Origin of the sequence: Arthrobacter dokdonellae, from assembly GCF_003268655.1 — a bacterium.
Lineage (GTDB): Bacteria > Actinomycetota > Actinomycetes > Actinomycetales > Micrococcaceae > Specibacter > Specibacter dokdonellae.
Window position 1 is genome coordinate 1364027 of record NZ_CP029642.1, and the last position, 23651, is coordinate 1387677.

Sequence of the window (23651 nt, forward strand, 5' to 3'; positions counted from 1 at the left end):
GGCAGTCGACCACCGGATCACCCGTGGAGCTCACGGTATGCACCCGCCGCGGCGGGGTGCAACGGCAGGCCGGCCGTGTTGATCAGGGTCTCGGGGCTCAGGAACTGGATGCCCAGGCTGGACTTCGGGATGAGCTCCCGGGCGTGGTCGACCAGCAGCAGCACGGTCTGCCGGACCATGTTCGCGTTCAGGTCCGCCCGGCACAGCAACAAGTTCGCCACCCCGATGGTGTTCACGGACGGAGTCCCGGCGTAGCTGTTCTCCGGGATAACCGCGTGCTCGTAGAAGTCCCCATAGCTCGCTGCCAACCGCGGTAGGAGTCCGGCCAGGTCCAGGAACCGCAGGCCCACCTTCTGGTTGGGGGCGGTGATGGCCGCCGTGGGCAGCCCGCCCGACCACATCAGCGCATCAATGGCGCCCCGCAGAAGGGCAGCCAGGCCGTCGTTCAGCCCGAGCTCGTGCTGCCCTGCGGGATTCCTTGAATCCGGTCCAAGACCGGCGGTGGCGAGGACACGGCCTGCCGTGAGCGCTGTACCGGAGCCGACGGCGCCCGTCCCCACAGTTTTGCCGGCCAGGTCCGCGACCCTGCGGATGCGGCTGTCCTTGCGCACGATGCAGTGCAGGTAGTTCTCGTAGACCTTGCCGACGGCGAGGACGCGCCCGGGGCTCGCATTCATAAGTTCCGCGGCGGTGTCGGCCAGGACGGGACCCAGCGTTGCCGCCCCGGAGAGGATGCGCTGGAAGTTGTCCGCGCTGCCGCCCGTGGACAGGGTGGTGGCCGTTCGTGCCACGCCGTTGCGCTGCAGGGATGCGGCCAACAGCGCGGCAAATTCAAGATAGAAACCGCCGGGTTCGCCGCCAGCCACGACGGCGTGATCCAGCGGTGGTCGGGGGGCGCACGCCGAGAGCACCGGGAGGAGCGCTGTGGACAGGCCGGCGCCGGCGGCGAATTTGAAGAGCTGGCGGCGGGTGGGCGCCCGGGACTCTGGGTCGGTCATCGGGCGCCTGGGTCTCGACGCGCTCGCGGGGCTCCCTGCTGGACCACCGGTTGGGTGCCGACAGGCTCGACCAGCGGGAACACCAGGGTGGCCCGCAGGCCGTGCGGCTCGCGGGTGCCCAGCAGGAGCCGTCCGCCGTTTGCCTCGGCCAGCGTGTCCACAATGGTCAGCCCGAGGCCGGTGCCCCGGATGTCACGGTGGTCGGGGGACCGCCAAAACCGCGTGGTGCTCAAGGTGAGTTCCTCGGGGGACATGCCCGGGCCGTCGTCGGACACGTCAATGTCAACGGTGCCGGCATGGTCTGTCACGGAGACTTGGACGTGGCCGCCGGCAGCGTACTTGATGGCGTTCTCCAGCAGCTCGCCTACCATTTGGGACAGTTCGAAGGGGCTGCAGTCCACATAAACGTCGGCCTCCGGCGGTGGGCCGAGCGCCAGTGCGGTCCCGTTGCGGCCGGCAGCGGCCGAGGCGCGCTCCAGTTCCTCCTGGACGGCGAGGTACAGGTTGGCGCGTCCGTGGTCAGGTCCGCCGGCCGGCCCCACGGCCTTCCTGGCCGCACCCTCAAAGGCCCGGTTTTCCGCCGTGGCCAGCATCAGCACGTCGTCCAGCAGTTCCTCCACGCGGTCCAGCTCGGCCGTGACGGCGGAGATGGTGCCAGGATCCGAGGAATCCTTGAGCTGGAGCTGCAAAAGGTCCACCCGCAGCCGCAGGGCGGCCACGGGATTGCGCAACTGGTGGGAGGTGTCCGCGATCAGCTGGCGCTGCTGGTCCAGGCTGCCCTGGACCGCCGCGGCCATGGTGGTCAGCGAGCGGCTGAGCTCACGCAGCTCCGGCGGGCCGTCCTGGGGCAGGCGCCGCATGGAGCCGGTTTCCTCCAGCTCGACCACCGCCGAATTGAGCCGGTGGATGGGCCGCAGCACCCACCGGGTCAACCTGGCCGCGCCGAACAGCAGGGCCACCTCAAGAACTGTGGCGGCCGCCAGCACCCCCAGCCACAGTGCCCGCAGCTTGCCCTGCGCCGTGCCGGCGTCGGTCTCCAGGACCACCTCACCCATGACCTGGTTGGCGCTGCCGAACGACCGGGCCACGAGCATGGCGTTCGGGCCGAAGGGGCGCAGCGGCGCCAGCTTGGTCAGGCTCAGGTTCAGGCTGGCGTTGAACAGGGCGTCCTTGACCTCCGCGCTGTTCGGATCCAGCCGGCCGGACACCAGCGTGCGGTCCCGGGCGCGGACCAGGACGCCCTCGCCGTACAGGCCGGAGTATGCGTCCATGGCCGTCTGCAGCCCCTCCCAGTCGTTGCTCGACGCCGCGTCCGCCGCCACCTGCGAAAAGCGGTTGAGCGAGGCCACCCGGTTGATCTCCAGGTCCTGGGTCAGGGCCCGGCTGCCGGCGCTCAGGATGGAAAACGCCAGGCCCAGAACAAGCAACACGGACAGCAGTCCAAGCACGCCCAGGACACGAACCCTCACTCCGGGTTCGCTTCGAAGCGGTAACCCACGCCGCGGACGTTGACGATGTAGCCGGGGCGGTCCAGCTTGGCGCGCAGGCCGGTCAGGTGGACGTCGAGCGAACGGGAGGCGGCCACGAACGCGTCGCCCCAAAGGACGTCCATAATCTGTTCGCGCGTGGCGATGGACCCGCCGTGCTGGACCAGCAGGGCCAGCAGGTCAAACTCGGTCGGCGTCAAGCCGAGGGGTTTGCCTTCCAGTTCGGCCGTGCGGCGGTCCAGGTTGATGGCCACCGGCCCCGCCGTCAGCTGGCTGGTTTTGGGTGCCGCGCGCCCGATCCGCCGCCCGACGGCCTCGATCCGGGCCAGCAGCTCCGTGAGCTTGACCGGCTTGACCAGGTAGTCGTCCGCGCCCAGCCGCAGGCCGCGGACCACGCTGCGTTCATCGTCCCGGGCCGTGAGGATGATGACGGGGGCCAGGGTCACCTGGCGCAGCTTGCGCAGCACGTCCAGGCCGTCCATGTCCGGCAGGCCCAAATCCAGCAGGACCATCTCCGCCCCGCGGTGCTGCAGCAGGGCGTCGCTGCCGCGGAACACCCGGGACGCCCGGTGCCCGGCGGAACTGACGGCCGCCAGCAGGGCCGAAGCAACGGCGTCGTCGTCTTCAACGATGAGCAAGTCCACGCTACGGTCCTCTTCGGCAGTGCCCCGGGGGCGGTGACGGGGGCCTGTCTGCGTACGACAGGCGCCCGTTTCGAACTATTTACAGGTTACCGGGAGGCGACGTCGTCCAGGGCGGGGGTGCCGGCGTCGTCCGTGGAATCCAGCAGTTCGGCCTCGATGTGGGAGGTCTTGGAGGACTCGCCCATGCGCCAGTAGACGATGAAGCTGACGGCGATGCAGGCGGCCACGTAGTAGTAGAAGACCTGCTCGAGCCCGATGTTCTTCAGGCCTAGGGCAATGAACTCGGCGGTGCCGCCAAAGACCGCCACGGTGAGCGAGTACGGCAGGCCCACGCCAAGGGCGCGGATTTCCGTCGGGAAGAGCTCGGCCTTCACGATGGCGTTGATGGACGTGTAACCGGTGACGATGACCAGCCCCACCATCATGAGCAGGAACGCGCCCACGGGATTCTTCATCCCCTGCATGAGCAGGAACAGCGGGACCGTCAGAAGGGTGCCGAGGATGCCGAAGCCCAGCAGCAGCGGGCGGCGGCCCACCCTGTCCGAACGCCCGCCGGCCACGGGCTGCAGGACCACGAACGCCAGCAGCGCGAAGAAGTTGATCCAGCTGACCGTGGACTTTTCGATGCCCACGGTGTTCACCATGAACTTCTGCATGTACGTGGTGTACGTGTAGAACGCGACGGTGCCGCCCATGGTGAGCCCGACGACGGTCATGACCGCCTTGGGGTGCTGCATCAGGATCCGGAGGGTGCCGGCCTTGGCGCTCGATTCCTGGCTCAACTTGGTGAACTGCTCCGATTCGTCCATGGTGCGGCGCAGCCACAGGACGGTCAGGGCGAAGATGGCACCCAGCACGAACGGGATCCGCCAGCCCCAGGACTTCATGTCCGCCTCGCTGAGGACCTGTTGCAAGACGATCTGGACGCCCAGCGCGATCAGCTGCCCGGCGATGAGCGTGACGTACTGGAAGCTGGAGTAGAAGCCGCGGCGGCCGCTGCTGGCCATTTCCGACAGATACGTGGCCGAGGTGCCGTACTCGCCGCCGAGGGAAAGGCCCTGGACCAGGCGTGCGACCACGAGGATGATGGGCGCCCACACGCCGATGGTGTCATAGCCGGGGGTGCACGCAATGATCAGCGAGCCGGCGGCCATGACCGTGATGGACAGTGTCAGCGCGGCGCGGCGGCCGTGGCGGTCCGCGTACCGGCCCAGGATCAGGCTGCCCAGCGGGCGCATCAGGAAGCCGACGGCGAAGATGGCCGCCGTGTTCAGCAGCCGCGAGGTGGGGTCGCCCGACGGGAAGAACGCGGATGAAAAGTACACGGCAAAGGCTGCGTACACGTACCAGTCGTACCACTCGATGAGGTTCCCCACTGAACCCTTGAATATGTTGCCCGTGATGCGTCGCGACGTTGCGCGCTCACCGGCCTTTGCCTTGTCCACGGCTGCTCCTTCAAGTTTGGGATTCGCCCCTTGGTGTTGCGGGGGCACAAGCCAAGCTATTCGTGATTCAGGGCACATCAAAGGCTGGGCGGGTTTTCCTAACGGTTTCTTAGGATTGCGGGAGCTGGCCGCCTCTCTGTTGGGAAGCGGGTTGAGAATGTGGACCACCCATTCGGTCCTTCCTATGGCCGCGGATGCCGAAACGGACTATTGAGGCTGCTAAATCAGGATCATTTCTCCGTTTCGGCATCCTGGGCCAAAGCGGTTCTTCCGCCCCGACGGCCGCGCGGGCGGAGGCCCTAGTTTCGGCCGGCCTAAGAACAGGTGCCCTTCGGAATTGCCCTACCGCCGGATCGAGGTAACTGATGGAACAATGGAACCACCATGGGACCACTTAGCCGGCAACAACTGCAGACGACCGAGCCGCCACGGGGCCAGGCCCGGTACCAGGTCATCGCCGCCGACCTGGCGCGCCGCATCGCGGCCGGCGAGTGGCTGGTGGGCGGTTTCCTGCCTTCGGAACCGGACCTGGCCGCCGCGTACGGCGTCTCCCGGGAAACGCTGCGCAGCGCGCTGCGGCAGGTCGAGGCCCAGGGATTGGTCGGCCGGCGCAAGGGGCAGGGGACCCGCGTCATCCGCCCCACGCCCGTCACCGAGTTCTCCTCACGGCTGGCCTCCATCGATGACCTGGTCAGCTACGGCCAGACCGCCGTGCGCAGCGTCCTGCGCGTGGAGGAAGTCAACCTGGACGCCCAAACCGCCCGGCTCACGGGCCTGCCTGCCGGCGCCGTTTTCATCAGGGTCACCACCACCCGGCAAAGCGAAATAGACGCCATGCGGGTTGAATCGTGGTCGCGCGTCTACGTGTCCACCGAAGATTGGGTGCTCATTAAAGACGAGATCCAGGGAAGCGAACGCCTCGTCGCGGACCTCATCTGCGCCAAGACTGACCGCACGATTGACCGTGTAGTCCAGCGCGTCCGCGCCACGACCGTGCCGGCCGACGCCGCGGCGGCCCTCGACCGTCCCATCGGCGCGCTGGCGCTGGAATTCACCCGCCAATACATGGACCGCAACGACGGCCTCTTCGTCGTTGTGGTCAGCCTGCACCCCGGCGACACATTCGTTTACGAAACCATTCTCGAGCCCCGCTGACGCGGCTTCGCAAAACCCTCCAAATCCAAAAGTTCCGTGCCTTCGCGCGGCACTTCGACGCACGGTGGCGGGCTACCACGCCGCTCCCTGCCCGCCGTCGCCGCCGGCTACTTTCACCGGGCCCCTTGACATTCCGTGAGCCATGTCTCATATTTGTCTAGACAGATAAGTTGTCTAGACAGGTAAGAGGCAAAATGAAAACTCTCCAGCAGCTGAGCTCAGCGCCGAGCGCGTCTGCAGCCCGGAAGAAGTGGTACCGCGGACTCGGTGCCCAGGTGATGATCGCCATGGCCGTGGGTATCGTGTTTGGGTTCGCCCTTCCCGGCGTCGCGAGCCAGTTCAAGATCGTCGGCGACCTCTTCCTCTCTCTCATCAAGGCCGGCGTGGCCCCGCTCGTGTTCCTGACGGTGGTGCTCGGCATCGGCGCCGCGGGCGACCTGAAAAAGGCGAGCCGCATCGGGTTCTTCGCCCTGATCTACTTCGAGGTGCTCTCCACCGTCGCCCTGCTCCTCGGGCTCGTGGCTGGAAACCTCTTCGGCGTTGGCAAGGGCGCCCACGCCCTGCAGTCCAGCGCCGGGGCCGCCCCGGCTGGCGCCGGCGAGCCCGGTTTCACGGCCTTCCTCAAGGGCATCTTCCCGGACAACTTCATCGGCGCCTTCAGTTCAGGCCAACTGCTGCAGGTGCTCATCCTCGCCATCATCTTCGGCGCCGGACTGCTCACCCTCAAACCGCACATGCGCGCCAAGGTCACCGGCGGGCTGGAAACCATCTCCGAGGCCATGTTCGGCTTCATCAACGTCATCATGAAGCTCGCGCCCATCGGAGCCTTCGGCGCCATCGCCTATGCCGTGGGCACGAACGGCAGCGCCATGCTGCTTGCCCTGGCCGAACTCGTGCTCCAGTACTGGGCCGTGATTGCGTTCTTCGTTTTCGGCGTGCTCGGGCTGGTGTGCCTGCTCTCCGGCTTCAACATCTTCCGCATCCTGCGGTACGTGCGCATCGAGATGTCCCTGGTCCTGGGCACCGCCTCCAGCGAATCCGCACTGCCCGGACTGCTGCGCAAGCTGCCCATGATGGGCGTGTCCAAGCAGGCCGTGGGCCTGGTGGTCCCCACCGGCTACGCGTTCAACCTCGACGGCACCTCCATCTACATGGCCCTGAGCACGCTCTTCTTGGCCAATGTGTACGGCATCCACATGGGCATCCCGGAGCAGATCGGCCTCCTGGTCATCATGCTCCTGACCTCAAAGGGCGCCGCGACCGTCTCCGGGGGCACTTACGTGGTGTTTGCCGCCACCATCGCCGCCACCGGATACCTGCCCATCGAAGGCGTGGCCATCCTGTTCGGCGTCTACCGCTTCATGTCCATCGCCACCGCCTTCTGCAACACCTTCGGCAACGTCGTGGCCACCTGGTCGTCGCCAAGTGGACTAAGGAACTTCACATGCCCACGGTCCGGGAGGCACTCGCCGACCCCACCGAATTCTGGCTGAAGGCTGACAGGGAAGAGTACGACGCCGATGCTTCCTTGGGCGGGCCGCCCGCCGGCGCCCCCGCGGATGCCGCGGCGGCGCGGGCCGACCAGGGTGGCCCGGCCGGCGCGCCGGAGAACCACGGCGAGCTGACCGCCGTCGTCCGTTCTCACTGACACCCCCGCAGGCAACACGAGATCAACCCTTCAAGACTTTGAGAGAGACCATGAACACCACCGCTTTTGATTCCCAGCTCTTCCGCAACATGTTCGGCACCCCGGCGATGCGCGACATTTTTTCCGACACCGCCTACATCGCCCGCATCATCGACACCGAGACGGCCCTGGCCCGGGCCCAGGCGCGCGTCGGCGTGATTCCGGCGGTGGCCGCGGGGCAGATCACCGAGAAGGCCAACGTCGAGACGCTGGACATGGACCGCCTCCGCGAGGAAACGGAAATCGTAGGCTACCCCATCCTGCCCATCGTCAAGCAGTTGGCCGAACAGTGTGGGGACGCCGGCGGCTATGTGCATTGGGGCGCCACCACGCAGGACATCATGGACACCGCCGTCATGCTCCAGTGCAAGGCCGGGGTGGAACTGCTGTCCGGCCAGCTGGACGGCGTGCGCAGGGCCCTGGTCCGGCTGGCCGCGGAGCACATCGACACTGTCGCCGCCGGGCGCACCCACCTCCAGCACGCCCTGCCGGTGACATTTGGGTACCGCTGCGCCGTGTGGCTCTCGGCGCTGGACCGGCATGCGGAACGGCTGCAGCAGGCACGGGAGCGGGACCTGATGGTCCAGTTCGGCGGGGCGGCCGGGACGCTGGCGTCGCTGGGGGAGGGGCCCGAAGGGCTGGCCGTCCGCGCTGAGCTGGCCGCCGAGCTGGGCCTGCGCGATCCCGAAATCACCTGGCACGTGGCGCGGGACGGGCTCGCCGAGCTGGTCTCGCTGTTCGCCAACATTGGCGGGTCCCTGGGCAAGATCGCCTGGGACGTCACGATGATGTGCTCCTCCGAATACGGGGAGCTGGCCGAACCCTTCGTGAACGGCCGCGGCGCCAGCTCCACCATGCCTCAGAAGCGCAACCCGATCTCGAGCGAGCTGATGCTGGCCGCCGGCAAGCTGCTGCGCGAGAAGTCCTCGGTCATGCTGGATGCGCTGATGCAGGACTTTGAGCGGGCCACCGGACCCTGGCACCTGGAGTGGGCCACGATTCCGGAGGCATTCCTGCTGCTGGCCAGCTCCCTGCACCAGGCAGAGTTCATGCTCTCCGGCCTCGAGGTTGACGTGGACCGCATGTACCAAAACACGCAGTTGACGCACGGACTCATAGTGGCCGAGGCCGTCATGATGGCCATCGCCCCCGTCCTGGGACGGCAGGAGGCGCACGAGGTGATCTACGAGGCCTGCCGCGCCGCCATCGAGTCTAAGGGCGAGCTGAAGGCCGAGCTGCTCAAGCACGAGGACTTGGTGCGCCAGCTCGGCGCCGATCGGATCGCCGAACTATGCGAACCGGCTGGCTACCTTGGCAGCGCCAAGACCATGACCCGGCAAGTGGTGGACGGCCTGGCACGGTAACGGGCCCGCGGACCCGCCCCGGTGGTCGAGCTTGTCGCCGGTGGTCGAGCTTGTCGAGACCTGGGTTTCGACAAGCTCGATCTCAGTCACCGGTTCCCCGCCGTCGCCAAACGACTTTGTCAGACCCTCCTCCTACATTGATGTCAGGTGCCGGATCCGCCAGGATCCTGTGCCGGCAGGGGGCAGTGGTTGCCTCCTCGCATCACTCGATATCAGGAGCACCAACATGGGGAATGAATCTTTGGACCAGCAGCAAGGGTCCGTCTATGTGCCGCCGTCGGATCTGCCGCCATCAACGACGCTGCCAACCGGAGGGCCCGGCCTCCCGCCCGAGCCGTTCGCACCGCAGCCGGCGTCCGCCGGTGACAAGCGTGCCGGCAAGGCACTGGCACTCACCGCCCTGATCCTGGCCATCGTGTCTCTCCTGCTGTGCTGGATACCGATCGTGAACAACCTCGTGTTCTTCCTGGGTCTGCTGGCCCTGGGATTCGCCATCCCGGCCCTGATCATCGCTGTGAGGAAGAAGTCCAGGGCCAAGGGCATGTCTATCGTTGCGCTGGTGATCGCAGTGGTTTCCCTGGTTGGCGTCCTCGCCTCGCAGGCATACTACGTTTCCGTGATCGACGGCGTCAGCAAGGCAGTCAGCGACAGCGCGGACGGTGTTGTGGATGCCCCCGCAAAGGATCAGAAGAAGGCCGAAACTGCTGCACTCGCCCTGGGTGCCACCGCGAAAGTCGGAAGCGAGTACGACGTTTCCATCAAAAGCGTCAATGTCAACGCCGGAGACGCGATTGCTGCTGCCAACCAGTTCAACGAGCCGGCCAAGGGCCAATACGTTTTGGTCGATGTCGACGTAAAGTATGTCGGCGACAAGGAGGGCAATCCGTGGGTCGACCTCGGCATAAAGTTTGTGGGCAGCGACGCCCGTCAATATTCCAGCAGCACCTGCAACGCCACCACGGCCAAGCCGGGCAGCTCGGTACCGACCCTTGAGAATGGCGGGACGGGCGAGTACCAGGTGTGCATGGACGTCCCTGCAGCAGCGGTTGCCGGGGCGAAGGTTTACGTCGAGCCCACGTTCTCTCTGGCGCAGAATCAGCGCGTCTACTGGAACACCAAGTAGGTCAGGCCCCTGCATATTCGTTGACGGCGCGGAGGACTGGCCATTCGGGGCCAGCCCGCCACCTTCATGTCCAGGCTGCAACGCTCACATCGATGCGTACACAATGAAGCCGAACACCACCAGGACGAACGTTCCCAACGCGATCCACCATTTGCGGCCGCCCCGCACCACGGCCAGGCCAAGCATGGGCGGGCACGCCACCATGGCTGCCAGGATGATCACACCTGCCATGCCGGCCGCGGGCTGTGGCTTCGGCGTGGTGCAGTCCAGAAAGCATCCGGAAAACGACGCCGCCGTCAGGAATAAGGCGATGAATGCCGGGAAGGCAAGTATCACCCATCCGGCCAGCGTGATGACGACGCCCCACCCGACCGAAGGGCGTTTGGGTGCCGTTTCGGCCGGCCCGTGGGCTGGGGAAGGGGCCATGGCAACTTTGTATCAGCTGTCCCCGTTTTAGTCTACCGAGTGGATAAACCGACGCCGTGGACCTGCGACGGGCTGTGGCCGCCTCGGGTCATGGCTGGGCAGGCGCGGACGCCAGCATGCCGGGTGGGTCAGGGCTTCCAGACCATCAGGACCACCACGGCCACCAGCAGAAGTGCCGACAGTCCCGAGCCCATCGCGACGCGCGGATATTCCCGGGACTTGACGACGGCGGCAGCGGAACCACCCTGACCGACGGTGGGTCCGGCGTCGGGAAACTCTTCGGCAGCCCGATGCAGCGCGGGGACCACCACGGCCAGGTTGATGGCCAACGCGACGGCGTACAGGATGATCGAGATGAGGATCCACGGCGTCGTGAAGGACAGGTTGTCGCTCTTCTCCGCCATGCCCATGGCGCCAAACCCGAAGAACACCACGATCAGTGACAGCAGCGAGTACAGGTTCACGCTCTTCGCCAGGGACGCGGTCTGGCCGGCGTCGCGTGCCCGGAGTGACTTCAGTGCCGTCATGGGCAGTATCGCCATCGGCCCCACCAGGAACACGGCTGCCACCACATGCAAAATAATCATTACGGTATCCATTAAGAATCGCCTTTCAATTGTTTCCGGCCTGCTGCCTTGTCTCCAGTCAACACCAGCCGGCCCAGATTGGTGGCCCCATCGGGCATGTCCTGACCGATGGGATCCCGACAAGCCCGATCACCGGCGGTCAGGCGAGCGGGATGATCCAGTTCACGAGCAGGTAGACCACGGCGACGACCGTCAGGACCCACGTGACAACCGCGCCGACCCACATGCCGCGGCGGCGCCGGCTGACTGCCAGTCCGGTGAGCAGCGGGGCGGCGACCATGCACAGCACGGCGGACAGGCCTGCGACGCCGGCCACCACGGAGCCCGCCGTTGCCGGGCTCGATGCCGTGCCGGCCATCAACAGGACGGACAAAAGCGCCAGGAGCACGGCCGGGTAAGCCAGTAAAAGCCAGCCGACCAGGGTGATGCCCACAATCCACAAGACGGACCGGCGGGGCCTGGCGTCCGCAGCAATGGAGGTGACGGACACAGGCAGGCGCTGTGAGGGGACGAAGTGCTGGCGTCGGCTCATGGTCCATTTGTAGCAGGCGAAGCTAGGCGGTTGCTGTGCAGGGCTGCTGGTTCGCCAGCCAAGGCGAAGTACAGGATCACGCAGGCTCTGGGGATGCCGGTCCAGAGTGGGGCCTTCCAGATGTCGCGCTCGAGGTGTATCTACCAGTAGGCCCCGGCGTTGCGGCATGCGGGGATTCGGAGCCGTTTATGCCGCAGAGAGATTGCCAAGGACGCGGCGTGCCCTGTCCCGCGGCGCCGGGTCAAGTGCGAGCCAGTGGTCTGAGTTCTTGTCCTTCAAGGCCTTGGCCAGAGTTGAGATTCGGAAACGGTCGCTGCCGGCGAAGGTGCCCGCAAGTGCCCGGGGGTATCAGGCCGCCTACCAGCGTCCAAGTGTCGGAGGCGGCAACGGCGGCCAACTCCGCGACCTGGGGCCACGGGTGGGCCCAATATTCCGCGGGCATGGTGATGTGGTGATGAAGCCGTTCTGTCACGATAACGCCTTTCTGGTCATGCCTTTCTGGTCAAGGCTGCGATGCGTTCGAGCAGCAGCCGTTCGGCTTGACTGCGGGTGCGCGGGGCGCCGTCGTCCAGCATGTCCAGCGCCACCGCCGTCTTCGGTACGCCGTTGGCCTGCAGCCAGGCAAAGCGCTCCGATGTCACAGTTCGGATCTTGAAAGGTCCCGCGGGGGTCGGCGACAGGGAGTACTTGGCGATCAGCCCGGGCAGCCGGCCGTCGGAAACGTATCCGTCCACGTCGTGGCCAAACGAGACAACGCCGGACGGCCCGGACCCGGCACCCTCGGAAAGCGCCTGCAGCCCGGAGGCCAGGATTTCCTGCATCAGGCATGCGGCGTCCCCGGCAAGGCCCTCGAAGGTCTGCAGTCTTGCCCTGCCCCCGGCCAGCCACGTCAGCCGGTCCACACCAATGCCGTCCATCCGGCGGCGGAGCCGGGACAGGGCTGCCGGCTCGAGGCCGGAGTCGCGATTGTCCAGCAGCGATATCGCGGCCCATGCCGTCCTTTCGCTCCACCGCCGGCCCGTGTGCGCGCTTGGGGACCATCCTTTGTTGGCGGCCGACTGGCGGCTCCGCGCCACCACCTGGCGGCGGTCCAGAACCCAGACCGGACCCATCCTGCCCAGCGGCATGAGCTGTCCGGTGCTGACGAGCGCGCGTACCCGTCGCGTCGACATCCCGAGGATCATTGCGGCCTCGGAGGTGGTGATTGAGTCTGACTCCATGCAAGAAATATACCGTCTGCGGATCATTTGTGACAACGAGCCTCTCCGCCCCGAACCCCCCGCCCGGGCACCCGGGCGGGCTCCGGCGTCGGACTTGGCGGCGGCCGCCGTGGCACAATGAGGGGCAACGAGGGTGAGGGGGCGTTGATGGCGTATCCGATGTCGAGGGCGTTGCCGGGCTCCGGGCGGATTCCGCTGCCCGCCTCGCCCGTGGTGTGGGACGGCTATGTCCGCAAGACCCGGCGCGCGCTGGTGATGGTGGGGCTGCTCTGGGCGCTGGCTGTGGCGATGCTCGGGTTCTTCTCGCCGTTTCACCTGGCGAACACGCTGGAGGATCCGGCCCTGTTCATTCCGGCGCTGCTCTTTGTGGTGGGCGTGGTGGGCGCGCTGGCCGTGGGCCCGGACATCGGCGCGAACTTCAAGCACGTCATGGGCTACGGGTACCTGAAGCAGACGTCAGCCGTCCACAGCAGCACCATCGCCCCGCACCGGGCCCGTCGCGTCACGTCCGCTGCCGTGCTTGGCGGACTCCTGCTGGGCTGCGCGGCAGCGGCGGTGATCCGCATCGTCTCCGGCGACGGGCTCGAGGCCCTCCTGCTCGCCAGCCTGGCGGTCCTGCTGCTCATCCCCGCGCGAAGCATGGTCCGGCACGCGCGCATCCTCTGGCGCCAGGCCCAGGACGAGCGCGGGCTGCTGGCCGTCCTGATTGACGACGGCGACCATTCCGTTGGGCGGGTGGTCTCGGTGACTTCGGAGAAGCGTTGGGTGGACGGCATGGCCCTGTTCCATGTGGAGCTTGAGCACTCGGCCGGCGGGCGCGAGGACGTCACGCGCGTGCGGCTCCTGGCCTACCCGGTGTGGGCGCCGGCCGAAGGCAACGAATACGACGTGTGGACCGATCCGCAACGGCCCTTCGACAAGGACAGGACCCTGATCGAGCGCCGCTATGTGGGGCAGGAGTTTGCCGACTTCAGCTCGGCACCGGCGCCGCTGGACCATGAGCCGTCACGGATCATCGCCGCGGGTGCCGCGGGTGCCGCGGGTGCCGCGGGTGCCGCGGGTGCCGCGGGTGCCGCGGGTGCCGCGGGTGCCGCGGGTGCCGCGGGTGCTGCGGGTGCTGCGGGCGCCGACGCGGGTGCCGGCGCGGGCGCGGCGCGCCCTCCGGCGTCGTCGGGGACGCGGGGCGTGGACGGCCGGGTCGCACCGCCATGGATGTCCCGTGAAAGCAAGTCCGTCCAGGCCGTGCCGGCGGCCCGGGCGCGGCGGGCCCGGCGGCTCTTGGCACTGCCCCCGCTGGTCATTGCCGCCCTGGCCGTTGCGGGCGCGCTTTTGGTGCCTCCCATGGTCGACGCCGTCCCGTGGTGGACCCTAGCGGCGCTGGGGCTGTATGCCGTGCTGACCGTGGTCAACGCCGGCGTGTATTGGCAGTTCATGGTCCGCAGCCGGTGGGCCGTCCGCTCCGGCATCTCCTTTGGCGCCACGGAATCCGCGGTGTTCGTCGGGTTCTTCGCCGCGGGCTTTTGCGTGCTGTCCACTCCGTCGCTGGTGGACGGGCCCGTGCATGGCACGGCGCCGTGGACGCCGGCCCACTACCTGGTGGGCGCTGCCCTGCTGGGCGCCCTGCTGGTGTTCGAGTGGGCGTTCAGCAGCACCGCCTGGGCGCTGAACCACCTCAACGCCGAATTTGCCGCGCCGGCCGAAGTGGTCCAGGAGGCGCTCACCGGCCATGACCCCCACGGCATTGACCGGCTCGAGGCCCGCTACGGTTACCGGGCCGGCGTGCTGCTGTGTGGATAGCGGCGCATAGGCTGGAGGCATGATCCTCATGACCGGTTTTGAACCATTTGGCGGCGAAGGCCTCAACCCGTCCTGGGCGGCTGCCCAGCAGGCCGGTGGGGTATTTCAGCACGCTGCCGGTCAAGGCGTGCCTGCAGGCGCTCACCCGGGCCGGCATTCCGGCGGAGGTGTCGCAGACGGCCGGGACGTACGTGTGTAACCACGTGTTTTACGCGCTCATGCACCAGCTGGCCGAGAGGCCAGGGATCAGGGGCGGTTTCGTCCATGTGCCCTACGCGCCGGAACAGCTTTCCGGCCGGCAGCATCCCTCCATGGAGATTGCCGTGATGGCGCAGGGCCTGGAGGTCATTGCCCGCACGGCGATGTCAACCGGCGCGGACATCAAGCTGGGGGCGGGCGCCACGCACTGACGTCCTGCCGCGCCTTGCTTTGGGTCTCGGGAAGATCGGCCAGGGCCTGCCCGATCTGGTACCAGGACACGGCGGCCAGGGCGCGGTTGGTATGCAGGTAGTACGGGAAGGCGACCAGGCCCACCGACAGGGCCCAAGCCCGCCCGCGCGCCCAGGTGCCGTCGTCGGCCTTCATTTCCGCACGGAACACCTGCCGCTCCGCCGGGCCGAACAGGTTCCAGGCCACCATCAGGTCGACGGCGGGATCGCCCACGGCCAGCCCGCCCCAATCCAGGACGCTCTTGAGCCGGCCGTGTTTCACCAGAAGGTTGCCGGGGTGGAGGTCGGTGTGGATCCAGGTGGGCGGCCCGGTCCCCTCGGGCGCCTCCATGGCCGCGTCCCACGCCCGGTGGAGCGCTGCGGTGTCGAAGTGGTCCCCGCACCTGCCGATGGCCGCCCGGGTTTCCGCCTCCCGCGGCTGCACGGCCCTGTCGCCCCGGTAGGAAAGCAGTTCGTGAGACGCGGAGGGCGGCACCACGCTGTGCAGCGCGCGGACAAACCGTGCCACGTCCACAGCGAGGGCGGCGGGAAACGGGCCGTCCGGCGCCGGATTGCTGCCCTCGATCCAGCGCGAAATCAGCCACTTGAACGGATACGATTCCGTGGGCCTGCCAATCCCCACCGGTGCCGGGATGAGGGCGGGCAGCATGGGGGCCAACCGCGGCGCGTGGACCAGCTCCCGCTCCAGCGACGTGGCGGCGCCGGGCGTGCGCGGCAGCCTGACGCCAAAGTGCCCGTTCAGGATGAACATGACGTTGTCCGTGCCGGCCGGGTACACAGGCTCCAGCGAGTTGCCCGCCCACACCGGAAACTGGTCCGCGATCATGGCCGCCACCCGGTCCGTGTCGATGTCCACCTCGTCCACGTGCAGCTTTTCGATCAGCATGGGACCACGGTACCGTGCGGGTACGACGCCGGGGCTGCCGCGATTTGGGCGGGCCCGGCTACACGGCCTGCTGCCTGCGCACCATCTCGCCGATCCAGATGGGCGCAAACGGCGACGTGCAGTTCGGCGGGGTCGGGTAGTCCTTGAGGACCCCGAGGCGCTCGCCGATGTCGATGGCGCGGGACCGGTGCTCGGGGAATTCGATCCCGATCTGGGCCAGACAGGTGTTCATGGCCCACTGCAGCCGCTCCGGGGCGTCCTGCATCTGGGCTTCGATGAGGTCCAGCAGCCCCGCAAGGTCGAGGCCCTCGGGTTTCTTGACGACGCGTTCGCTGGTCAGCGCCCAGCCGGCGCTCGCCACCACCGGATCCGGATCGGCAAACCAGGCCAGGCGCAGCGCTTCGGCGTGCGCGCTTTTCTTCACCACATAGTTCACGAACCAGTCGTTGACCTTCGGGATCCGTGCCTGGCGCAGCATGGCGTCCAAATCGTCGCGGCCGAATTCCTTCGGGCGGCAGATCAGCAGGGCCACCAGCCGCGCCGCAGTGTCGCCCGTTGCCCACAGCTGGCGCGAGAGCTCCTGCTGGGTCTTCAGCCGCTTGGCGAGGGCACGCAGCTTGCCGAGGTTCACGCCGTGGTCGTCACCGTGTTTTTCATTGACAGCCCGCGCCTTGGGGTCGTCGAGGGCGGCCAGTTCGGCCATCACCTCGTCGACCGTCGTCTCAGCCGCATTCGTCCCCGCCATGGCCGCCTCCTGCCCGTCGTCCGTGGGATTCAGCCTACTGGGAAAACACTGTCCGCGGGCGGCTGGCGGAGCGGGAGCGGGATTCGCTCACGCCTGGTGCCGAACGCCCTGAACCTGCGCACGGCCGGGGCCCAATCCTGCGCCACTTCAGAAGTGGCGCAGGATTGGCCGCTAACGGTGCGCAGCCTCAAAGTTGGCCGGGGCCGCCGCCAGCCCACCCGCAGCCCAAGCCGCGGCCGCGCTCCCAACCCTCGACGCCGCCGTCGTGCGGGCCTATGGTTGAAAGCAGGGGTCCGTCGCCGAACGGACCCGTGTTGGAGGGTTGGAAAATGGCTGCCCCACTGCCGGTCGACACGCTGCAGCGTCCACTGCGGGACCTGCGCATTTCTGTCACGGACCGCTGCAACTTCCGCTGTGTCTACTGCATGCCCAAGGAGATCTTCGGCCGCGACTTTGTCTTCATGCCGCACGACCAGCTGCTCACCTTTGAGGAAATCACCACCCTGGCCCGCATCGCCATGGACCACGGCGTGCGCAAGATCAGGCTGACCGGCGGCGAACCGCTGCTGCGCAAGGGCATCGAGGACCTGGTGGCCATGCTGGCCGCGCTGCGCACCCCGGAAGGCGAGCCGCCGGACCTGGCCATGACCACCAACGGCTCCGTCCTCGCCCAAAAGGCGGAGGCGCTCAAGGCGGCCGGCCTGGACCGGGTCACGGTCTCCCTGGATTCCATGGACGACGCCGTTTTCCAGGCCATGAACGACGTCGCCTATCCCGTGGCGAAAGTCCTGCACGCCATCGACGCCGCGCAGGCCGCGGGCTTGGGCCCGGTGAAGATCAACATGGTGGTCAAACGCGGGCTCAACGACCACAGCATTGTGGAGATGGCCCGGCACTTCCGCGGCACCGGGTTCATCCTGCGCTTCATCGAATTCATGGACGTGGGCCATTCCAACGGCTGGAAGATGGACCAGGTGGTCCCGAGCGCGGAAGTCATTGAGCGGATCAACACGGTGTTCCCGCTGGAACCGCTGGAGGAGAACTACCGCGGCGAAACGGCGCAGCGGTGGCGGTACGCCGACGGCGCGGGGGAGATCGGCGCCATCTCCAGCGTCACCCGGGCGTTCTGCCGGGGCTGCACGCGGGCCCGGCTCTCCGCCGACGGCAAGCTCTTCACCTGCCTGTTCGCCACCACCGGCACCGACCTTCGCGCGCTGCTGCGCGGCGGAGCCTCCGATGCTGAACTGGCCGACGCGCTCGCGGCGCTCTGGGGCGCACGCTCGGACCGGTATTCGGAACTGCGCACCGCCGCCACCCCTGGGCTGCGGAAGCCGGGGGAAAGGATCGAGATGAGCTACATCGGCGGATAGGCCTGGGCTGCGGGGATTTCGACAGGCTCAATCACCGAAACGCCGCGCCGCTCTGGCCAACAGTCCCACAGCGGGTCTAGTGTAACGACGAACGTTTTACCAAAAATGAAAACGGGTTGCGCGGCCCTGGTGGCCGGGCGGAAATGAGGGAACCGTGGGCATCGCAATCACAGGCGCGGCAAGGGCGGTCCAGGCCACAGTCTTGGCCGCCGCGGACACCGCAAACTCTCCGTGGACCGGCCACGACACCCGGGTTTTGGTGGTCGCGGCCATTGGCATCGCCATCGTCGTGCTCCTCATTGTCTGGATCAAGATGCACGCGTTCCTGGCGTTGACCATCGGCTCCTTGTTTGTGGGCATTGGTTCCGGAATCGCACTGAACAAGGTCACCGCCTCCTATGAGACGGGCGTGGGCGGCGTCCTCGGCTACGTCGGCGTCCTGATCGCGCTCGGCGCCATGCTCGGCAAGCTGCTGGCCGATTCCGGCGGCGCCGACAAGGTGGTGGAAACGCTCCTGCGCGGCCGGCCCGCCACACTGCCCTGGAAAATGGCGCTGATCGCCGGCATCATCGGCATCCCGATGTTCTTCGAGATCGGACTGGTCCTGCTGATCCCCGTGGTCATGCTGGCGGTGCGCCGCAGCAACGGCCCCGCCATGCGCCTGGGGATCCCGGCACTGGCCGGCCTTTCCGTGCTGCACGGCTTCATCCCGCCGCACCCCGGCCCGCTGGCCGCCATCGGCATCCTCCACGCCAACGTCGGCGTCACGCTGGCCCTGGGCCTGATCGTCGCGATCCCCACGGTGATCGTGGCCGGACCGCTCTTTGGGGTCCTGGCGGCGCGCATGGTCCCCATCGGCGCGGCCGGTGCGGCGCTCGCCGTCACGGGAGGCACGACGGCGGACACCTTCAGTCCCGCTCCCCGCACCTCCCGCGGCGCCACCGCCTCCGGCAAGCGCGACAACCGGTCCGCCCCCGGCAATGGCGGCAACGGTTCCGTGGGCCAGACGAGGGCCCAGGACCCCGACGCGACCGGCACGCCGTCGTTCGGGATCACGCTGATCACCCTCCTGTCGCCGCTGGTCCTCATGCTGATCAAGGCTGCCGCGGACGTGTGGATGTCAAAGACCAACCCCGTCCACCCGCTGCTGGACTTCATCGGCGACCCGGTGGTTGCCCTGACGGTTGCCGTCCTGCTGGCCATGGTCACCTTCGGCACCGGCGTGGGCTTTTCGGCGCAGGTCCTGACGAAGAAGATTGGCCAGAGCCTGCTGCCCATCGTGGGCGTCATGCTCATCGTGGGTGCCGGTGGAGGCTTCAAGCAGGTCCTGGTGGATGGCGGCACCGGCACGGCCATCGCCAAGATCGCGGTCGCTGCCAGCTTGTCCGTCCTGCTGCTCGGCTGGATTGTGGCCGTGCTGATCCGCCTGGCCACCGGCTCCGCCACCGTGGCCACCGTCACGGCCGCGGGCATCATCGCCCCACTGGCCAGCGGCCTGAGCCCGGTGCACCTGGCCCTGGTGGTGCTGGCCGTGGGCGCCGGTTCCTTGTTCTTCTCCCACGTCAACGATGCCGGGTTCTGGCTGGTCAAGGAATACTTCGGCCTGACGGTAGGCCAGACCATCAAGACCTGGTCCGTCATGGAAACCATCATCTCGATCATGGGCCTGCTGCTGACCTGGCTGCTGTTCTCCATCCTGTAGTCCACACTGGCGCAGTCCGGTGCCGGTGCCGGGGCCGGGAAGGGGCCGCGGCGCCGGGCCTGCTGCGAATGAAGACCGGACGTCCCATGTGAGCTGCATCACCCACACCGTCCGTTGCCTTTGTCAACCCCCGGTGATAGACCGGAGGGTAGCATTCAATTCACGCCCGGCGGCGTGCGGTTGCAGCACAACCTGCGCGAAGCAGTGCGTGGATCCGGAGTGACCGGTCCGCCCTTCGCTCTGGAGAGCTCATTCTTCAACAGAAGGTTGTGTGTGCCATGGGCAGCAAGCCCCCAGTCCAGGATGACTCAGACGTTGACTTGACAGTCAGCAAGCCCAAGCGGTCGGCCGCAGGGATCCCCAGTTTGACGGAATCGATGCCGCAGGCCGTGTCGGCCATGGGGCCGGAACGTACCCTCAAGACCCTGCTGGCTCTGAACCAGAAGGACGGATTTGACTGCATGAGCTGTGCGTGGCCGGATCCACCGGAGCGCAAGACCGCGGAATTCTGTGAGAACGGCGCCAAGGCCGTCACCTGGGAGGCAGGGCTGCTCACGGTGCCCCGGGAATTCTGGGAAGCCAATTCGGTGTCCTCGATGCGGGAGCGCACCGAATACTGGTTGGGCCAGCAGGGCCGGCTCGTGGATCCGGTCTACAAGCCGGCCGGGTCCGACCATTACCAGCCCGTCAGCTGGGACAACGCGTTCCGGATTGTGGCCCGGGAACTTCACGCCCTCGAATCGCCCGACGAGGCCGTGTTCTACACCAGCGGACGCACCAGCAACGAGACCGCGTTCCAATACCAGCTCTTTGCCCGGGCCTTCGGCACGAACAACCTGCCGGACTGCTCCAACATGTGCCACGAGTCCACGGGGCTGGCCATGGGGGAGACCATCGGCGTGGGCAAGAGCGCCATTTCCTACGAGGACTTTGCGAAGTCGGACCTGATCATCATCATGGGCCAAAACCCGGGAACCTGCCATCCGCGCATGCTGACCGCGCTGGAGGAAGCCAAGAGGGCAGGCGCCGAAATTGTGGCCATCAACCCGCTGCCGGAGGCGGGGCTGATCAACTTCAAGAACCCGCAACGGCCGCGCGGACTGGTGGGCAAGGGCACGGACCTGGCGAACCAGTTCCTGCAGATCCGGCTGGCCGGCGACATGGCCCTCATGCAGGCCGTGGCCAAGCGGGTTTTCCGGGCCGAGGCCGCCGCACCGGGCGCCGTGCTGGACCACGCATTCCTCGAGGAGCACTGTCAGGGGCTGGAGGAGTACCGGGCCCACATCGAGCAGGTCGACGACCAGGCGGTCATGGCGGCCACCGGGCTGCGGACGGCCGAAATCGACGAGCTTGCCGCCCGCTACCTGAAAGCGGACAAGGTGATCGTCACCTGGGCCATGGGCCTGACCCAGCACAAGAAGGCCGTGCCGACCATCAAGGAAATCATCAACCTGCTCCTGCTGCGCGGCAATATCGGCAAGCCCGGCGCCGGCCCGTCGCCGATCCGCGGCCACAGCAACGTCCAGGGGGACAGGACCATGGGCATCTGGGAGCAGATGCCGCCGGCGTTCCTGGACGCGCTGGGCAAGGAATTCAACTTCGACCCGCCGCGGGCGAACGGTGCGGACGCCGTCCAGAGCATCCGCGACATGCGCGACGGCAAGCTGAAGGTCTTCGTCGCCATGGGCGGGAACCTGGTGGGCGCCATCTCCGACACCGCCGTCGCGGAGGCCGCGCTGCAAAAGACGACGCTCTCCGTCCAGGTTTCCACCAAGCTGAACCGGTCCCACGCGTTCACGGGGGAGCAGGCCCTGATCCTGCCCACCATGGGCCGCACCGAAATTGACCGGCAGGCCTCCGGCGAGCAGTTCGTCACCGTCGAGGACACGGTCTGCGCCGTCCACGCCTCCTATGGCAAGGTGGAGCCGGTCGGCGACAACCTGCTCTCCGAGATGGCCATTGTCAGCCGCCTGGCCCGGGCAGCCCTCGGCAACGACCATCCCATCGACTGGGCAGGCTTCGAGGCCAACTACGACACCATCCGCGAGCACATCGGGCACGTCTGCAAGGGCTGCGAGGACTACAACGCCAAGGTCCGCCGACTGGGCGGATTCGTCCTGCCGCACCCGCCGCGGGACAGCCGCACCTTCCCCACGCCGTCCGGCAAGGCGGTCTTCACGGTCAGCGAACTCGAGACCGTCCAGGTGCCCGAAGGCCGGCTGCTGCTGCAGACGGTCCGCGCGCACGACCAGTTCAACACCACCACGTACAGCCTCAACGACAGGTACCGCGGGATCAAGAAGGGCCGCCACGTCCTTTTCGTGAACCCGTCCGACCTGGCCGAGCTGGGCATCGCCGATGGCAGCTTCGTGGACGTCCACAGCGAGGCGCCCGACGGCGTTGACCGCGTGCTGCCCCAGCAGCGCATCGTCGGCTACCCCACCGCGCGCGGCTGCGTTGCCGCGTACTTCCCCGAAGCAAACGTGCTTGTCTCCCTGGATGAAACAGCGGAAGGGTCCAACACCCCGGTGTCCAAGTCCGTCGTCGTACGTTTGGAAAAAGCCGCGGCGCCTGCCTACGCCACTGCCCATTGAGGTTGTCCACGGGGGACTGAGGAAGTGCATGCCTATGAACCTGCCGGAATGACACTCGTTAGTCAGAAAAGCAAAGGAGTAGGGCAATGAACTTGGTGTTTGCGACGTCGGCATTTGCTCCGCTGGCGTTGGGGTTTTTTGGTTTGGGGACCGGGTACTTGATCTACGGTCCCGAGGAGTTGTTTCACTGGCCCAAGCGGAATGAATCCGTGGACAAATCGACCGGTGTCTGGGGCATCTGGCTGCCGGGATTCTGCCAGTTCGTCACGGGCATCATCCTTTTCGTCGGCCTGACGTGGTTCCAGGTGTTCAAAGACGCGCCGCTGTACATGGCCGCGCTGGCGTTCTCCGCTTACGGCATCCACTGGTTCGCGCTGGGCTTCAACCGCTGGCAGGGCGTGGACCCCCGCACCAACGCCGGGATGTCCGTCGCCTACACCATCATTTCGGTCCTGGGCATCGTCGTGTTCTTCTCCGCGGGCGACTGGCCGGTGGGACTGCTGTTTGTGGGGCTGACGTTGATCTACATCAGCGACTTCTTCCACAGCATCGGGCAGGCCTGGGGCGAGCGGTCGCTGGGGCTGTGGCACCTGGTCACCGGCCTGTGGCTGATGTACCTGACCTTCGCCACGGGCCTAAACTTCTCCTTGGGGATGAAGCTGCCGCTGTAAAGGCGGTGGTCGAGCCTGTCGAGGCCCGGGGCCGTCCTTAGCGAACCAACTATCCGAAAGCGGGGTTGCCGGTGGACATCGTGCTGGTGCATGAGCTGTGGTCAGACGGCTCCAGCTGGTTGCGTGTCATCGCCGGGCTGCGCGCGCTGGGCCACTCCCCGGTGGCCGCCCAGCTGGGTCTTGAGTCGTTCGACGACGACGTGGCCAGCGTGCGCCGCACCCTCGCCACCGTGGCGGGGCCGGTGCTGCTCGTCGGCTGGTCCTACGGCGGGGCCGTCATTGGGGAAGCGGCCCGGGATGCCAGTAACGTCAAGGCCCTGGCCTACGTGGCCGCCTTTGCCCCTGCCGAGGGAGAATCGGTCAGCGAACTGTCCCGGCGGCGCCCTGGCAGCTTGATTCCGCAGCACGTGGTCGTCGCCGGCGACTACACCTACATTGACAGGGCGCACTTCGGCGAGGTGATCGCGGCCGAACTCCCCGCCGAAAGCGCCGCCATTGGCGCGTCGGTGCAAAAGCTGACGCGCATCGGCCTGGACAGGACCGCGGTGGGGCGCCCGGCGTGGCTGGACCTGCCGTCCCATTACCTGCTCACCACCGCCGACCGCGCCGTGCCGCCCGCATTGCAGCGGGAAATGGCGGACCGGATGGGTGCCGCGGTGACTGAGATCGACTCCAGCCACGCACCGGTACTGACCCGTCCGAACGAGGTGGCCGCCTTTCTGGACAAGGCTTGCGCCAGTGCCTGAGCCTGTCCGGGGGTCGAGCAGCG

At 67.2% G+C, this 23651-nt stretch carries 22 protein-coding genes; 12 read left to right on the top strand and 10 right to left on the bottom strand.

Annotated elements, in window-relative coordinates; translation table 11 throughout:
• Positions 1 to 17: 17 nt before the first annotated feature.
• The 4 genes from DMB86_RS06070 to DMB86_RS06085 form a co-directional block, all read right to left on the bottom strand.
• Positions 18 to 998 (bottom strand): TAXI family TRAP transporter solute-binding subunit, encoded by a 981-nt coding sequence (locus DMB86_RS06070; RefSeq protein WP_113716995.1) that lies wholly within the window; start codon positions 996 to 998, stop codon positions 18 to 20.
• On the bottom strand, positions 995 to 2467 hold the full coding sequence (locus DMB86_RS06075; RefSeq protein ID WP_113716996.1) for a HAMP domain-containing sensor histidine kinase: 1473 nt from the start codon (positions 2465 to 2467) through the stop codon (positions 995 to 997). The genes DMB86_RS06070 and DMB86_RS06075 overlap by 4 nt, the downstream gene beginning before the upstream one ends.
• Positions 2464 to 3129 (bottom strand): response regulator transcription factor, encoded by a 666-nt coding sequence (locus tag DMB86_RS06080; protein ID WP_113716997.1) that lies wholly within the window; start codon positions 3127 to 3129, stop codon positions 2464 to 2466. The genes DMB86_RS06075 and DMB86_RS06080 overlap by 4 nt, the downstream gene beginning before the upstream one ends.
• Positions 3130 to 3215: 86 nt before the next feature.
• Positions 3216 to 4574: an MFS transporter gene (locus DMB86_RS06085; RefSeq protein ID WP_227878620.1), complete on the bottom strand. Its 1359-nt coding sequence runs from the start codon at positions 4572 to 4574 to the stop codon at positions 3216 to 3218.
• Between the two features lie 384 nt (positions 4575 to 4958).
• On the opposite strand from DMB86_RS06085, the gene DMB86_RS06090 reads away from it, so the two are divergent.
• The 5 genes from DMB86_RS06090 to DMB86_RS06105 all read left to right on the top strand — a co-directional run bounded on the left by DMB86_RS06090 (position 4959) and on the right by DMB86_RS06105 (position 9903).
• Positions 4959 to 5729 carry a GntR family transcriptional regulator gene (locus DMB86_RS06090; protein WP_113716999.1) on the top strand — a complete coding sequence of 257 codons (771 nt, stop codon included), beginning with the start codon at positions 4959 to 4961 and terminating at the stop codon, positions 5727 to 5729.
• 194 nt (positions 5730 to 5923) lie between these two features.
• Positions 5924 to 7222 (top strand): cation:dicarboxylate symporter family transporter, encoded by a 1299-nt coding sequence (locus tag DMB86_RS06095; RefSeq protein WP_227878621.1) that lies wholly within the window; start codon positions 5924 to 5926, stop codon positions 7220 to 7222.
• Entirely contained in the window at positions 7174 to 7377 is a 204-nt protein-coding gene (locus DMB86_RS20890) for a hypothetical protein (protein WP_227878622.1), read from the top strand. The genes DMB86_RS06095 and DMB86_RS20890 overlap by 49 nt, the downstream gene beginning before the upstream one ends.
• Before the next feature lie 50 nt (positions 7378 to 7427).
• Complete coding sequence (locus DMB86_RS06100) at positions 7428 to 8780, top strand: class-II fumarase/aspartase family protein (protein ID WP_113717000.1); 1353 nt, start codon at positions 7428 to 7430, stop codon at positions 8778 to 8780.
• 226 nt (positions 8781 to 9006) lie between these two features.
• Positions 9007 to 9903, top strand: a complete 897-nt coding sequence (locus DMB86_RS06105) for a hypothetical protein (protein ID WP_129545479.1) — start codon at positions 9007 to 9009, stop codon at positions 9901 to 9903.
• A gap of 84 nt (positions 9904 to 9987) precedes the next feature.
• Here the strand turns inward: DMB86_RS06105 and DMB86_RS06110 are convergent, their stop codons facing one another.
• The 4 genes from DMB86_RS06110 to DMB86_RS06125 form a co-directional block, all read right to left on the bottom strand.
• Positions 9988 to 10329, bottom strand: a complete 342-nt coding sequence (locus DMB86_RS06110; protein WP_113717002.1) for a hypothetical protein — start codon at positions 10327 to 10329, stop codon at positions 9988 to 9990.
• Between the two features lie 128 nt (positions 10330 to 10457).
• The gene (locus DMB86_RS06115) at positions 10458 to 10916 is read right to left on the bottom strand and encodes a DUF2269 family protein (protein ID WP_227878623.1); all 459 of its coding nucleotides are present in this window, start codon (positions 10914 to 10916) and stop codon (positions 10458 to 10460) included.
• 139 nt (positions 10917 to 11055) lie between these two features.
• Complete coding sequence (locus tag DMB86_RS06120) at positions 11056 to 11448, bottom strand: hypothetical protein (RefSeq protein WP_113717004.1); 393 nt, start codon at positions 11446 to 11448, stop codon at positions 11056 to 11058.
• Positions 11449 to 11936: 488 nt separating this feature from the next.
• On the bottom strand, positions 11937 to 12668 hold the full coding sequence (locus DMB86_RS06125) for a helix-turn-helix domain-containing protein (RefSeq protein WP_113717005.1): 732 nt from the start codon (positions 12666 to 12668) through the stop codon (positions 11937 to 11939).
• 147 nt (positions 12669 to 12815) lie between these two features.
• On the opposite strand from DMB86_RS06125, the gene DMB86_RS06130 reads away from it, so the two are divergent.
• Complete coding sequence (locus DMB86_RS06130) at positions 12816 to 14465, top strand: hypothetical protein (protein ID WP_129545480.1); 1650 nt, start codon at positions 12816 to 12818, stop codon at positions 14463 to 14465.
• A 95-nt stretch (positions 14466 to 14560) separates the two neighbouring features.
• Positions 14561 to 14875: a pyroglutamyl-peptidase I family protein gene (locus DMB86_RS06135; protein ID WP_236783352.1), complete on the top strand. Its 315-nt coding sequence runs from the start codon at positions 14561 to 14563 to the stop codon at positions 14873 to 14875.
• Here the strand turns inward: DMB86_RS06135 and DMB86_RS06140 are convergent.
• Positions 14847 to 15800: an aminoglycoside phosphotransferase family protein gene (locus tag DMB86_RS06140; RefSeq protein WP_113717008.1), complete on the bottom strand. Its 954-nt coding sequence runs from the start codon at positions 15798 to 15800 to the stop codon at positions 14847 to 14849. The two genes, DMB86_RS06135 and DMB86_RS06140, sit on opposite strands and share 29 nt — an antisense overlap.
• 58 nt (positions 15801 to 15858) lie before the next feature.
• On the bottom strand, positions 15859 to 16545 hold the full coding sequence (locus DMB86_RS06145; RefSeq protein WP_113717009.1) for a DNA alkylation repair protein: 687 nt from the start codon (positions 16543 to 16545) through the stop codon (positions 15859 to 15861).
• Positions 16546 to 16874: 329 nt separating this feature from the next.
• On the opposite strand from DMB86_RS06145, the gene moaA reads away from it, so the two are divergent.
• The 5 genes from moaA (at position 16875) to DMB86_RS06170 (ending at position 23628) form a co-directional block, all read left to right on the top strand.
• A complete protein-coding gene (gene moaA / locus DMB86_RS06150) occupies positions 16875 to 17915 on the top strand; it encodes a GTP 3',8-cyclase MoaA (RefSeq protein ID WP_193926267.1) in 1041 nt (346 codons plus the stop codon).
• Between the two features lie 160 nt (positions 17916 to 18075).
• A complete protein-coding gene (locus DMB86_RS06155; protein ID WP_418202320.1) occupies positions 18076 to 19617 on the top strand; it encodes a GntT/GntP/DsdX family permease in 1542 nt (513 codons plus the stop codon).
• Positions 19618 to 19895: 278 nt separating this feature from the next.
• Positions 19896 to 22211 (top strand): FdhF/YdeP family oxidoreductase, encoded by a 2316-nt coding sequence (locus tag DMB86_RS06160; RefSeq protein WP_113717011.1) that lies wholly within the window; start codon positions 19896 to 19898, stop codon positions 22209 to 22211.
• Positions 22212 to 22297: 86 nt separating this feature from the next.
• The gene (locus tag DMB86_RS06165) at positions 22298 to 22882 is read left to right on the top strand and encodes a hypothetical protein (protein WP_171814393.1); all 585 of its coding nucleotides are present in this window, start codon (positions 22298 to 22300) and stop codon (positions 22880 to 22882) included.
• A gap of 71 nt (positions 22883 to 22953) precedes the next feature.
• Positions 22954 to 23628, top strand: coding sequence for an alpha/beta fold hydrolase (locus DMB86_RS06170; RefSeq protein ID WP_113719369.1), 675 nt, complete (start codon positions 22954 to 22956; stop codon positions 23626 to 23628).
• Positions 23629 to 23651 lie beyond the last annotated feature (23 nt).

What these genes read in the sequence shown, in the direction of transcription:
- DMB86_RS06100 (WP_113717000.1), top strand. Translation starts at nt 7,428, where the DNA reads ATGAACACCACCGCTTTTGATTCCCAGCTCTTCCGCAACATGTTCGGC.
- DMB86_RS06130 (WP_129545480.1), top strand. Translation starts at nt 12,816, where the DNA reads ATGGCGTATCCGATGTCGAGGGCGTTGCCGGGCTCCGGGCGGATTCCG.
- DMB86_RS06125 (WP_113717005.1), bottom strand. Translation starts at nt 12,668, where the DNA reads ATGGAGTCAGACTCAATCACCACCTCCGAGGCCGCAATGATCCTCGGG.
- DMB86_RS06105 (WP_129545479.1), top strand. Translation starts at nt 9,007, where the DNA reads ATGGGGAATGAATCTTTGGACCAGCAGCAAGGGTCCGTCTATGTGCCG.
- DMB86_RS06165 (WP_171814393.1), top strand. Translation starts at nt 22,298, where the DNA reads ATGAACTTGGTGTTTGCGACGTCGGCATTTGCTCCGCTGGCGTTGGGG.
- DMB86_RS06140 (WP_113717008.1), bottom strand. Translation starts at nt 15,800, where the DNA reads ATGCTGATCGAAAAGCTGCACGTGGACGAGGTGGACATCGACACGGAC.
- moaA (WP_193926267.1), top strand. Translation starts at nt 16,875, where the DNA reads ATGGCTGCCCCACTGCCGGTCGACACGCTGCAGCGTCCACTGCGGGAC.
- DMB86_RS06120 (WP_113717004.1), bottom strand. Translation starts at nt 11,448, where the DNA reads ATGAGCCGACGCCAGCACTTCGTCCCCTCACAGCGCCTGCCTGTGTCC.
- DMB86_RS06090 (WP_113716999.1), top strand. Translation starts at nt 4,959, where the DNA reads ATGGGACCACTTAGCCGGCAACAACTGCAGACGACCGAGCCGCCACGG.
- DMB86_RS06070 (WP_113716995.1), bottom strand. Translation starts at nt 998, where the DNA reads ATGACCGACCCAGAGTCCCGGGCGCCCACCCGCCGCCAGCTCTTCAAA.
- DMB86_RS20890 (WP_227878622.1), top strand. Translation starts at nt 7,174, where the DNA reads ATGCCCACGGTCCGGGAGGCACTCGCCGACCCCACCGAATTCTGGCTG.
- DMB86_RS06115 (WP_227878623.1), bottom strand. Translation starts at nt 10,916, where the DNA reads ATGATTATTTTGCATGTGGTGGCAGCCGTGTTCCTGGTGGGGCCGATG.
- DMB86_RS06095 (WP_227878621.1), top strand. Translation starts at nt 5,924, where the DNA reads ATGAAAACTCTCCAGCAGCTGAGCTCAGCGCCGAGCGCGTCTGCAGCC.
- DMB86_RS06110 (WP_113717002.1), bottom strand. Translation starts at nt 10,329, where the DNA reads ATGGCCCCTTCCCCAGCCCACGGGCCGGCCGAAACGGCACCCAAACGC.
- DMB86_RS06145 (WP_113717009.1), bottom strand. Translation starts at nt 16,545, where the DNA reads ATGGCGGGGACGAATGCGGCTGAGACGACGGTCGACGAGGTGATGGCC.
- DMB86_RS06160 (WP_113717011.1), top strand. Translation starts at nt 19,896, where the DNA reads ATGGGCAGCAAGCCCCCAGTCCAGGATGACTCAGACGTTGACTTGACA.